Source organism: Micromonospora sp. LOL_025, assembly GCF_048060285.1.
Lineage (GTDB): Bacteria > Actinomycetota > Actinomycetes > Mycobacteriales > Micromonosporaceae > Micromonospora.
This window is the reverse complement of sequence record NZ_JBHMIR010000052.1, coordinates 16,706-28,078: the sequence shown is the minus strand read 5'-3', so window position 1 is coordinate 28,078 and position 11,373 is coordinate 16,706. Positions and strand designations below refer to the sequence as shown.

Here is an 11,373-nt window from a genome sequence, read left to right as displayed (position 1 = left end):
CCGGGTCTGCGGGCCCCGCAGTCGCGAGCTGAGGTGGCGCCCGTGAGCGCGAGGAGTGAGCCGGGTCTGCGAGCCCCGCAGTCGCGAGCTGAGGTGGCGCCCGTGAGCGCGAGGAGTGAGCCGGGTCTGCGGGCCCCGCAGTCGCGGACGAGGTTCGTCCCGTGAGCCGGGGTCACGACGTGACCGGGCCGTGGCGAGGGCCGGTGCTGGTCACCGGCACCGACACCGACGTCGGCAAGACGGTGGTCACGGCGGCGATCGCGGCGGCAGCGCAGGCGGCCGGCCTGCGGGTCGCGGTGGTCAAACCCGCCCAGACGGGTACGGCCGGCGGCGAGCCGGGCGACGTCGACGCGGTCAACCGGCTGGCCGCCCCGCTGACCGGCCGGACCCTGGCCAGCTTCCCCGACCCGCTCGCCCCGCTGGCGGCGGCCCGGGTCGCCCAGCTGGAGCCGCTGGAGCTGCACACCGCCGTCGACGCGGTCCGCGAGGAGGCCGACAAGCACGACCTGGTGCTCGTCGAGGGCGCGGGCGGCCTGCTCGTACCGATGGGGCTGCGGCCGGAGGGCGGGTCCTGGACGGTGGCGGACCTGGCGGTGGCGCTGGGTTGCCGCGCCGTGGTGGTGACCCGGGCCGGTCTGGGCACCCTGAACCACACCGCGCTGACGCTGGAGGCGCTGGCGCGCCGGGCGGTGCCGGCCGGCGTGGTGGTCGGCGCGTGGCCGGCCGCCCCGGAGCTGGTGCACTGGGCCAACCTGACCGACCTGGTGCCGAACCTGCTGGGCGCCCTGCCTGCCGGGACCGGGGCGATGGATCCGGGGGTCTTCCGCCGGTCCGCGCCCGGCTGGCTCACCCCGGCCCTGTACGGGGTGCTCGACGACTGGCGCGCGTGGGCCGAGGAGATCAGCTGAGCACCTGACTTTCGTCGGTGTCGGCGCAGGTCGGGCGTGGGTAGCCTGGCCGCCGTGAAGAGCTGGTGGTCCGTCGGGGCGGGCGGGGATGGGTGGTCCCGGGCGGAGGTCCGGCGGCGGAGCGCCGATCTGCTCCTGTGGGTGACCACCGCCGCCCCGATCGGGTACGCGGGCATCACCCCGCCGCACTCGGCGTACGCCTCCGCCCTGACGGCCGGCGCGCTGCTGCTGCTCGCCGCGGCGGTCGTGGCCAGCCGCCGGTGGCCGGTGGCCGCCCTGGTCGTCGTGGTGCTCGGGTCGCTGCTGGACGGCAACTTCCTCTTCGCGATCCCGGTGTTCGCCTACCTGACCGGTCGCCGCAGCGCCACCGCCGTCCCGGCCGCCGTCGCCTTCGCCGTGCTCGCGGCCGGCGGCACCGTGCTCAACCTGGGGCTGCTCGGCACCGGCGCGGCCACCTGGTTCCTGCTCGCCTCCGTGCTGCTCTTCGCCGGGGTGTTCCCGTGGCTCGTCGGGCGGTACCGGCGCCAGCAGGCCGTGCTCGCCGACGCCGGCCGCCGGCACGTCGAGGCGCGGGACCGGGAGCGGCGGGGCGCCGCCGAGCGGATCCGGCTGCGGGAGCGGGCCCGCATCGCCCAGGAGATGCACGACTCGCTCGGGCACGACCTGAGCCTGATCGCCCTGCGCGCCGGTGCGCTGGAGGTCGCCGCCGACCTCGCGCCCCGGCACCGCGCCGCCGCCGGGGAGCTGCGGGCCAGCGTCGCCGCCGCCACCGAGCGGCTGCACGGGATCATCGGGGTGCTCCGGGAGCCGGACGGCGCGGCGACCACCCGGCCGGCCGGCGAGAGCGTCGCCGAGCTGGTCGACGGGGCGCGGGAGGCGGGCATGGCGGTGCGCCTGGATGGCGCGGACGCCCTGGCGCAGCTGCCCCCGATGGCCGCGCACGCCGCGCACCGGGTGGTCCGCGAGGCGCTGACCAACGCCGCCCGGTACGCCCCCGGCGCGGCGGTCACCGTCGTGCTGGGCCGCGACGGCGACCAGGTCGAGGTGGCAGTCGTCAACGCGGCGCCACCGGCCGGTCCGCTGCCGGGCCCGCCGTCCACCGGTTCCGGCCTGCTCGCCCTCGCCGAGCGGGTACGGCTCGCCGACGGCACCCTGGCGAGCGGTCCGCGCGACGGCGGCGGCTTCGCCGTCCGCGCCCGGCTGCCGGTCGCCGAGCCGGGCGGCGCCGACGCCCACCCGTCGCGCGCGGGCGATCCCGACCCCGCCGGCAGGTGGACGGCGGGCGGGCGGCCGGCGGGCGGGGCGGACGAGCCTGGGTCTCCGGTCGCCCCGGCGGCGGGCGCGGACGCGTCGGACGGCGGGTCGCCGGGGGAGGCCGAGCGGCGGCTGCGCGACGCCCGCCGACGGGTCCGGCTCAGCCTGCTGACGGCGCTCGGCGCCCCGGCGGGTCTCGCGCTGGTCCTCTCCCTGGTCTACTACCCGGTCGCCACCGCCGGGACGGTCCTCGACGACGGGGCCTTCGCGCGGATGCCCGTCGGCGCGCAGCGCGCCGAGCTGACCGGGCTGCCCCGACGGCAACTGGCCCCGCCCGCCGGGACGGCACGCCCCGGTTGCGAGCACTACACCGACGGCAACTTCCCCCTGGCCCAGCCGACGTGGCGGCTCTGCTTCGTCGAGGGCCGGCTGGTCAGCAAGGAGCGGATCGACGGATGAACACCGGAACGAGCGGCCCGGTGCGGGTCGTCCTCGCCGACGACGAGGCGATGATCCGGGCCGGCGTCCGGGCCATCCTGGCCACCGATCCGGGCATCGAGGTGGTGGCCGAGGCCGGCAACGGCCGGGCCGCGGTGGAACTCGTCCGGGCACACCGGCCCCGGGTGGCGCTGCTGGACATCCGGATGCCGAGGCTGGACGGGCTCACCGCCGCCGCCGAGATCCGCCGGCTCGTGCCGGGGACGGCGACGCTCATGCTGACCACGTTCGGCGAGGACGACCACGTCGCCCGGGCGCTCGGGCACGGGGCGAGCGGATTCCTGCTCAAGGCCGGCGACCCGCGTGAGCTGATCGCCGGGGTGCACGCCGTCGCCGACGGCGGCGCGTACCTGTCGCCGCGGGTGGCCCGCCGGGTCATCGAGCTGGGCGGTGACCGGGTGGCCCGCCGGCCGGTGGCCCGGGACCGGCTGGCCGGGCTGACCGACCGGGAGCGGGAGGTCCTCGCACTGGTCGGGGCCGGGCTGTCCAACGCCGAGATCGCCCGCCGGCTGCACCTGGTCGAGGGGACCGTGAAGAGCTACCTGACGAGCATCTTCACCCGGCTCGAGGTGCGCAACCGGGTGCAGGCGGCGATCCTCGCGTACGAGGCGGGGCTGGTCGAGCCGACCGGCTGACCCGCCCCGCCCCGCCATCGCACGCGCCCCCGGTGCCTCAGGCGTCCCGGCGGCGCATCGCCGCCCGGCCCAGCAGCAGTGCCGCGCCGGCCCAGCCGGCGAGCAGGAGCAACCCGACGGGCGCCGGATACGGGCCGGTGTCGCCGGCCAGGAAATGCCCGCCGGCGACCCCGGGGAAGGCGTCGGCGATCCGGTTGAGCACGGCGATGTCCGGCTCCTGCAACGACAGCGGGACGATCATCAGCGTGGCGACGAGCACGATGAGGGTGAGCACCGCGCTGCGCAGGGCCGCGCCGAGCCCGAGGGCCAGCACGCCGACCAGCGCCAGGTAGGTCGCCACGGCCAGCACGTCACCGACGGTGCCGCCCGCCGGCGCGGCGCCCCAGCGGCCGAGCACCGGGCGGGCCACGAGCGCGCCGACCGTGCCCAGCAGCAGCCCGAGCGCGAACGTCACCGCCCCGGTCACGGCGGCCTTGGCCAGCAGCACCCGGCCGCGCGACGGCGTGCACTGCAGGGTGGTACGGATCGTGCCGCTGGTGAACTCGCCGGTGACCACGAGCAGGCCCAGCGCCAGCACGGCGTACTGGGTCAGCTCGACCGAGCCGATCACGACGCTGCCGACGGTGACGATCCCGGCGTCGTCGGCCGGGTCGTCGTTGGTGTTCGCGTTGGCGGCGTAGATGGCCAGCTGACCGGCGGTGGCGGCCATCAGCAGCACCCCGGCCAGCAGCGACCACCAGGTGGAACGCACGGACCACAACTTGGTCCACTCGGCGGAGATCGTGTTCATCGTGCCTCGTTCCGGGTCGGGGTGCCGGCGTACTCGACGCTGTCGGCGGTCAGTTCCATGAAGGCCTGTTCCAGGGACGCCCCGTGCGGGCTGAGCCCGTGCAACCGCACCCCCAGCTCGTACGCCAGGTCGCCGATCCGCTCGACGGTGGCGCCGGTGACGGTCAGCTCGTCCGGGCCGATCCGCTCGACGGTGGCCCCGGCGGCGGTGAGGCGCTCGCCGAGCGCGGCGAGGCCGGCCGGCTGCGGGCTGCGTACCCGCACGGCCACCGCGCTGCCGGCGATCACCTCGTCGATCGGGGCGTCGGCGAGCAGGCGACCACGGCCGATCACCACGAGCCGGTCGGCGGTGAGCTGCATCTCGGTCATCAGGTGGCTGGAGACGAAGACCGTCCGGCCCTCGTCGGCCAGCGACCGCATCAGTTGCCGCACCCAGCGCACCCCGTCCGGGTCGAGGCCGTTGACCGGCTCGTCGAACATCAGCACCGGCGGGTCGCCGAGCAGCGCACCGGCGATGCCGAGCCGCTGGCCCATGCCGAGGGAGAGGGTGCGGCCGGGCTTGGCCGCGGCGCGGGCGTCCAGCCCCACGGTGGCGAGCACCTCATCCACCCGGCGGCCCGGTATCCCGTTGCTGCGGGCCATCGCGAGCAGGTGCGCCCGACCTGAGCGGGCGGGATGCACGGCCCGGGCGTCGAGCAGCGCGCCGACCTCGCGCAGCGGGCGCCGCAGCTCCCGGTACGTCCGCCCGCCCACGAGCGCCTGTCCGGCGGTGGGCCGGTCCAGCCCGAGGATCATCCGCATGGTGGTGGACTTGCCCGCGCCGTTCGGGCCGAGGAACCCGGTGACCCGGCCCGGTCCGATGTCGACGGTCAGGGCGTCGACGGCGGTCGTGTCCCCGAACCGCTTGGTCAACCCACGTAATGTGATCATGCGTTGACGCTAGGTCCGGCACCCCCGCCCCGACCGCGCCCGAACGGCACCACCGTCCACTGACTTTCGTCGAGTCCCTCCCACCGTCACCCCTCCCGCCGGGCGCGCACCCACGGCGGATCTGCCACGGCGCGCGCACCGCGGCGGGCGTGCCGGTTCAGCGCCTGCGGACGACGAAGGCGTCGGGCATCCGGAAGGTCAGGTTGTCCGGGCACCACGGCTCGCGGAGCACGGTCACCCCGTCCAGCAGCGGGGCGGTCTCCGCGACCACCACCGCCGCCTCCATCCGGGCCAGTTGGTCGCCGACGCAGCGGTGCGGGCCCGCCCCGAAGGCCAGGTGCCGGCGGGAGCCACGCTGCCCGGGCCGGAACTCGTCCGGCGCGTCGACGGTGGCCGGGTCCCGGCCGGCGCGGGCCAGCCAGAGCACGATGCTGGTGCCCGCCGGCACCGCCGTCCCGCCCAGCGTGGTGTCCACCGCCGCCACCCGTCGCCAGGTCACGATCGGCGGCTCCAGCCGCAACCCCTCCTCGACCACGTCGGCGACGCCGACGGTGCCGTCGCGCAGGCCGGCCAGCACGGTCGGCTCGCCGGTCAGCCGGTGCAGCAGCAGGGTGAGGAACTGCGAGGTCGTCTCCTGGCCGGCCACCAGCAGGAAGAACAGCGCGCCGACCACCACGTCGGGCGGGTGCCCGGCGGCCCGCAGCGACCCGGCCAGGCCGCCCCCGGTCGCGGCGAACTCCCGCAGCACCCGGTGGAAGGAGCCCACCTCGGCGGCGAGGGCCTGCTGCCGTTCGGCGTCCAGCGGCGCCCAGAACAGCTCCAACGCGGCGCGGGCGAACTCCTTCACGGCGCCGACCGGTGCGTCCGGCAGCTCGACCAGCCGCGCCAGCACCAGCAGCGGCAGGTCGGCGGCGAGTTCGGCGTACAGGTCCACCGACCCGCCGGCGTCCAGGGTGGCGGCGATCCCGTCGACGCGCTCCCGGACCAGCCCGGTCAGCCAGGGCCGCTGGGCGGCGACCCGCGTCGGGTGCAGGGCGTCGGCGACGATCGCCCGGATCGCCGGGTGGCTGGCGCCACCGTTGTTCGCCAGGGTCGGCGGCAGCCGGAACCGGTGCCCGGCCAGCACCCGCAGCGCGGTCACCGGGATCGGGGTCACCGCGTCCAGCGCGTTGTCCGGCCGGTACGTCGCCGGATCGGTGAGCACCTGGCGGACCAGGGCGTGCCGGGTCACGACCAGGTGTGCGACCCCCACGTGGTCCGACACCCGGGCCACGTCCGGCCAGTGCGCGTCGGCGGTCTGCGCCCAGCTCCGGAACAGCACGCCGACACGCTAGCGGCCCGCCCCCGGCAGCCCCGCCCGCAACTGCCACACCGTGGTGCGCTTCACCCGTACGCTCTCCAGCGTCTCGGGCACCGGCACGTCGTAGACGGCCAGTTCGTCGAAGCGGTCGTGGGGCAGGAAGGCCCGGCCGGGGTCGCCGACCAGCACCGTCGCCCCGGCGCGGGCGGCCCGGAGCAGGAAGCGCAGCACCCGGTTGGCCATCGCCTGGCTGTAGAACACGTCCCCGGCGAGCACCACCTCGGCCCCACCGGCGTCGCCGTCGAGGACGTCGCCGAGTTCGGCGTCGACGCGTACCCCGTTGGCCTCGGCGTTGACCGCGACGGCCGCGACGGCCAGCTCGTCGATCTCCACCGCGCGCACGGCGGCGGCGCCGACCCGCGCGGCGGCGATGGCGACCAGCCCGGAGCCGGCGGCGAGGTCCAGCACCCGGCGGCCGGCGACCAGCTCCGGGTGGTCGGTGACGTACCGGGCCAGCGCCTGCCCGCCGGCCCAGGCGAAGGCCCAGAACGGCGGCGGCTGCGCGCTGCGGAACTCGCCCTCCGTCAACTCCCACAGCCCGATGGCGTCGTCCGCCTGGTGCAGCCGCACCTCGGGAACGAAGGCGACCGGGGAGAGGCTGGCGTGCAGCCGGACGAAGGCGGCGGAGAGGTCGGACACGCCGGCGATTGTCCCCCGCCGCCCGAACCCGTCGCCCGGCGCCACCCCGGGTCGCCCCCGACGGCCGCCCGTCGCGCGGTCGTCGGGACCGGGCGTGTCGCGGGGGAGGGGTGACCGGTTCACCACCGTAGGTGAGATCGGCCCCCGCGCTTGGCGATCGGTGCGAACACGCCCGTCTACCGGACGGCCGGCGGCGCTGGCAGCGTTGCGGGTTGGCGGCGGCCGACGGGAGGTGGGAACGGTGGCGACCGTGTGGCGGTACGCGCTACGGGCCGGGGTGGTGCTCGGCTGCCTGACCGGGGCGGGTCTGCCCGTGCCCGCGCAGGCGGCCTTCGCCACCGAGCTGAGCGGCCTGCCGGACGAGTTCACCGCCGGGGACCGGGTGGAGACCGTCTCCGCCGTGGTCTCCCGCGACGACGGCGGCTGCGTCAAGGTCCGCTGGTCGATGGTGCTGCGGGTACGCGGTATCCGGCTCGACCAGGTCAGGATGGACCGGGTCGAGGAGACCGGCTCGTTCCCGTTGGACATCCGCGCCGACGGGGACGTGGCCCGGCTGACCGACCGCCGGCTCGACCCGGGCACGCTCTGCCCCGGGCGGACGGTCACCGCCCGCTACCGGTTGGCCTTCGCCGAAGACGTCACCCGGGGGCGGATCACCCTGGCGGCGGAGGCGTACGACGCGAACCTGCGGCTGCTGTCCCGGCAGACGGCGACGCGGTCGGTGGTCGGGCCGGCCGCCCGGACGGTCGCGCCCGAGGAGCCGGCGCCCCGCGCCACCCCGGTCGATCCGACCGGGCCGGCCGGGACGACCGGGGAGGCGACGGAGCCCGGGGAGGCGCCCGCCGACGAGCCGGTGACCGGCGAACCCGTCACCGACGCGCCCGTGGCCGCCGGGGCGCCGCCGGCGGCCGGCGCGGGGCGGCCGGTGGCGGGCTCCGGCGGTTTCGGGGCCGTGCAGGCCGCGTTCCTGCTCGGCGGGCTGCTGCTCTCCCTCGGCCTCGGCCTGCTGCTGCGGCTGCGCCACCTGACCCGGGCGGCCGGCGCGGACGACGACGCCGGGCCGGACCGGCGCTGGGAACGGCCCGCCGTGCCCGGGCGGTGGCGGGCCGCCCGCCGCTGACCGGGGGCCGCCACCGGGACCGGTCACCGGAGGTGGACCGTCGGGGCCGGCGCGCCGGCCCCGACGGTCGGTCACTTCGAGAACGCCTGGAACTCGGCGATGCGCACCTGCGTACGCGCCGGGCTGGCCGTCGCGCAGTCGGTGGTGGTCGCCGGGTCGTCGTCCTGCTCACCGGCGTAGGCGGGACCGCCGGTGCACTGGCTGGCCAGCACCTCCAACCGCAGGTGCGTGGCCAGCGTGGTCGGCACCGCGAACTCGCGCAGGTTGACGTCGCGCACGTACGCCCGGTACGCCCCGCCGGGGAACGCGTCGGGCGCGCTGGTGTGGATCCGCCGCCAGTTCGCCGGATCCGCGCAGTCGGTCGTCTTCGCGTTGCACGCCGACACCGCGAACGAGCGCAGCGCGCTGAGCGCGTTCTGGCTGCCCGGGTCGGCGTCGCCGGCGATCGCCGGGCGCAGCATGGCGCTGACGTTCACCCGCTTCACGACCTGCGGCGCGTCCCCGGGCAGCGCCACGGTCACCTGCCGGCCGGCCACCCCGTCCAGGGATGCCCAGTTGGTGGCCTCGGTGTCGTCGGCGATGCGCTCCAGGTTGACCCCGTCACCGGTGACCGTCGCGCCGGACGCGGTGGACGCCAGGTTCCGGCTCAGCCGCAGGTCGACGTACCCCTGCTTGCCGGCCCTGGCGACCACGGTCAGCCGCTGGTGGCCGAAGCCGGGCGCGACGGCGAGCAGCTGGTACGTGCCGGGCACCAGCTCGACGGTGTCCGGCAGGGCGGTGGCCGGGTCGGTGTCGGCCACCGGCACCGCCCGCGCCTCGTACGCCCCGACGTACACCCGGACGGGCGCGTCGGCGCTGTCGCCCTTCGGCCGGAGGGTGAGCACCGCGTTGTCGGCGTCGGGGGCGGCGAAGCTCGGCGGCGGGTCCGTGTCGGCGGCGCCGTTGGTGGCGGCGTCGCGGCCCATTCCGGAGCGGGCGAACTCGGCCCAGAGCAGGTCCTGGTTGGCGCCGCCGAAGCGGAGCAGGTCGGCGGTGAGCATGTTGTCCCGCATGTCGAGCATGCTCACCTGACTGGCGGCCTGGAGCAGGAACGAGTCGAAGACCAGCTGCGACCAGCGCCGATTGCCCGGGCACTGCTCCACCGCCACCTTGCCGCGCGCGCAGTCGAGCTGCCGCTGGGGGGTGCCGACGCCGTACCGCTTCATCAGTGCGGCGCGCACCCGGAAGTTGGTGGCGCTCCAGATCTCGCCGTCGGCGTGCACGGCGGGCCCGCCGGTGTTGTAGCCGACGTCGGAGTAGTTCAGCGGGCTGCGGCTGAAGTCGTGGTTGCGGATGCCGCTGACCAGGTTGCCGGTGACGTAGCCGCCGGTGACGTAGGGGGTCTCGCCGGGGGCGCGCAGCCCGTGCTGGAACAGGTACTCGGCGGCGAGCAGGTCGCTCCACGACTCGCCCATCGAGCCGCCCTGGTGCCCGCTGATGCCGCTGTCCGGGCCGGCGATCATGCGGTTGGTGATGGCGTGGGTGTACTCGTGCCCGATCACCGTCATGTCGTAGTCGCCGTCGACGCAGGGCGGGTACGGCCCACCGGCCTGCGGCTGCCACAGGTACATGTTGGTGGTGGGCGGCAGGCCGTCGCGCGGCGTGCCCTGGTTGGCGTTGTTCCGGTTGCCGCTGAGCGCGCCCTGCTGGGCGCGGCCCTGCTCGGCGTCGCCACCCAGGCCCTGCGGGGTCAGGTTGACCGCCTGGAGGTTCCAGGTCGCCTCGGTGAAGCCGAGGTGCCAGGCCCAGTCGTGCATCCGGTTGTGCATGGCGAACAGGTTGCCGATCGCGGCGTCGCCGTCGTTGCGCTGCGCCGAGGTGAACACCTCCGGGTTGCAGCGGGCCTGGTGCCACTGGTCGGTGAACGGGTACTCGTAGCGGCGCTCCGGGCTGGGCGTGGCCGGCACGGCCGGCGTGCCGCCGCCCCAGGAGAGCACGGTGTTGGCGGAGTTGCCCCGGGCGGTGCCGGTCGGCGTGCCGGTGGCCGCGTCGACGTCCCACGGCTGGCCGGTGGCCGGGTCGCGGAAGGCCGCCTGGCAGCCCGGCGCGGGGTCGCCGCACCAGCGCACCCGGGGATCCTGCCCGGGGCCGAGGTCGCGCGGCGGGGTGGCCGGGAAGACCGCCCAGGTCGGGTTGTCCGAGTCGAAGTCGACGAGGTCCTCGCGGACCAGCACCTGACCGGTGATCCCGTCGACGTAGGTGGTGAACGCCTCCGGGTGGTCGGTGTCGGCGCCGATCAGGGTCACCTCGTAGGCGGCCCGGGGGCCGTCGAGCGGGGTGGGCACGGCGACGGCGCGGACGCTGTGGCTGCGTACCGCCTCGGCGGTCAGTCCGGCGTCGGCGCGCGCCGCGGCGTACGCCTGCTCGTCGGTGAGGGTGGCCGGCGCCGGCGCGGCGGTGTCCCGCGACAGCGAGGAGCTGACCGCGAGGACCTTGCCGCCGGCGACCGCGACGGTGACCAGGCCGTCGTGCCCGGCCGGCAGGTCGCCGAAGCGCTGCCGGAGGGTGACGACGGCCCCGGCCCCGATCGGGCGGACCAGGACCCGGTCCATCGCGTCGACCGCCCCGGCGTCCAGGCCGAAGAGGTCGTGGTGGCCGGTGAGGTACGCGCGGGCGGCCGCCTCCGGCTCGGCGGGGAGACCGGTGGCGAGGGGCGCGCGGCCGGGGCCGAGCGCGTGCGGGGTGCCGAGCCGGTTCCAGCGGGCGTCCGGGTCCGCCCTGCGCGCCAGGCCCCGCTGCCGCGCGTCGGGGGCGGCGGTGCCGGGGCGGTTGTCGACGTCGGCGTGCTGGTGCTGCCCCTCGGCGAACGGGCCGGAGCGCCGCTCGGCGGAGGCGCCACCGGTGGGGGCGGCTGCGGTGGGGCCGGTGGGCAGCAGCGCGGCCGCCACCGCGGTCGCCGCCAGGACGGGGACGAGCCGGCGTCGCCGCCGGCTCATCCAGGGTGTCCACTCCGGTTGTGCCACGGGTCCTCCTCATGGGAGCGGGGTGGCCGGCCCTCCGCCGGCCCGCGCAGCGCGGTACGCATGCGCATCTGTGGATATCAGCCCGCCTGGGCGGGAACAAGGGTCGCGCCTACTCAAGGCGGCCCGGCGTGTGGCGGGATGCCGTGGCGGGCCGGCTCCCCGCGCTAATTTCGACAAAAACAGTCCCTTGTACACGGACGTGACGGCTGTCACAGTCGAGAAAGGACCGCGAGAGAGC

The 11,373-nt window shown here is 76.5% G+C and carries 9 protein-coding genes; 4 read left to right on the top strand and 5 right to left on the bottom strand.

Annotated elements, in window-relative coordinates; genetic code table 11:
• Window positions 1-203: 203 nt before the first annotated feature.
• Genes bioD through ACFHW0_RS30710 form a run of 3 tightly spaced genes read left to right on the top strand, consistent with a single transcriptional unit; the run spans window position 204 to window position 3,295 of the window.
• On the top strand, window positions 204-908 hold the full coding sequence (bioD, locus tag ACFHW0_RS30720) for a dethiobiotin synthase (protein WP_416613125.1): 705 nt from the start codon (window positions 204-206) through the stop codon (window positions 906-908).
• A gap of 54 nt (window positions 909-962) precedes the next feature.
• Window positions 963-2,621, top strand: a complete 1,659-nt coding sequence (locus ACFHW0_RS30715; RefSeq protein ID WP_416613123.1) for a sensor histidine kinase — start codon at window positions 963-965, stop codon at window positions 2,619-2,621.
• Window positions 2,618-3,295: a response regulator gene (locus tag ACFHW0_RS30710; protein WP_416613122.1), complete on the top strand. Its 678-nt coding sequence runs from the start codon at window positions 2,618-2,620 to the stop codon at window positions 3,293-3,295. Before ACFHW0_RS30715 ends, ACFHW0_RS30710 begins: the two co-directional genes overlap by 4 nt.
• Before the next feature lie 37 nt (window positions 3,296-3,332).
• On the opposite strand, the gene ACFHW0_RS30705 is transcribed toward ACFHW0_RS30710, so the two are convergent.
• The 4 genes from ACFHW0_RS30705 to ACFHW0_RS30690 form a co-directional block, all read right to left on the bottom strand.
• Window positions 3,333-4,085, bottom strand: coding sequence for an ABC transporter permease subunit (locus tag ACFHW0_RS30705; protein WP_416613121.1), 753 nt, complete (start codon window positions 4,083-4,085; stop codon window positions 3,333-3,335).
• Window positions 4,082-5,014, bottom strand: coding sequence for an ABC transporter ATP-binding protein (locus tag ACFHW0_RS30700; RefSeq protein ID WP_416613120.1), 933 nt, complete (start codon window positions 5,012-5,014; stop codon window positions 4,082-4,084). The genes ACFHW0_RS30705 and ACFHW0_RS30700 overlap by 4 nt, the downstream gene beginning before the upstream one ends.
• Window positions 5,015-5,171: 157 nt before the next feature.
• On the bottom strand, window positions 5,172-6,335 hold the full coding sequence (locus ACFHW0_RS30695; RefSeq protein ID WP_416613119.1) for a cytochrome P450: 1,164 nt from the start codon (window positions 6,333-6,335) through the stop codon (window positions 5,172-5,174).
• A gap of 9 nt (window positions 6,336-6,344) precedes the next feature.
• The gene (locus ACFHW0_RS30690; RefSeq protein WP_416613118.1) at window positions 6,345-7,013 is read right to left on the bottom strand and encodes a class I SAM-dependent methyltransferase; all 669 of its coding nucleotides are present in this window, start codon (window positions 7,011-7,013) and stop codon (window positions 6,345-6,347) included.
• 241 nt (window positions 7,014-7,254) lie between these two features.
• On the opposite strand from ACFHW0_RS30690, the gene ACFHW0_RS30685 reads away from it, so the two are divergent.
• Complete coding sequence (locus ACFHW0_RS30685; RefSeq protein WP_416613117.1) at window positions 7,255-8,133, top strand: hypothetical protein; 879 nt, start codon at window positions 7,255-7,257, stop codon at window positions 8,131-8,133.
• A 71-nt stretch (window positions 8,134-8,204) separates the two neighbouring features.
• On the opposite strand, the gene ACFHW0_RS30680 is transcribed toward ACFHW0_RS30685, so the two are convergent.
• Window positions 8,205-11,135 carry a M36 family metallopeptidase gene (locus tag ACFHW0_RS30680; RefSeq protein WP_416613116.1) on the bottom strand — a complete coding sequence of 977 codons (2,931 nt, stop codon included), beginning with the start codon at window positions 11,133-11,135 and terminating at the stop codon, window positions 8,205-8,207.
• Window positions 11,136-11,373 lie beyond the last annotated feature (238 nt).

Excerpts from the sequence above, each read along its gene's own strand:
- ACFHW0_RS30710 (WP_416613122.1), top strand. The coding sequence starts at position 2,618 with ATGAACACCGGAACGAGCGGCCCGGTGCGGGTCGTCCTCGCCGACGAC.
- ACFHW0_RS30705 (WP_416613121.1), bottom strand. The coding sequence starts at position 4,085 with ATGAACACGATCTCCGCCGAGTGGACCAAGTTGTGGTCCGTGCGTTCC.
- ACFHW0_RS30700 (WP_416613120.1), bottom strand. The coding sequence starts at position 5,014 with ATGATCACATTACGTGGGTTGACCAAGCGGTTCGGGGACACGACCGCC.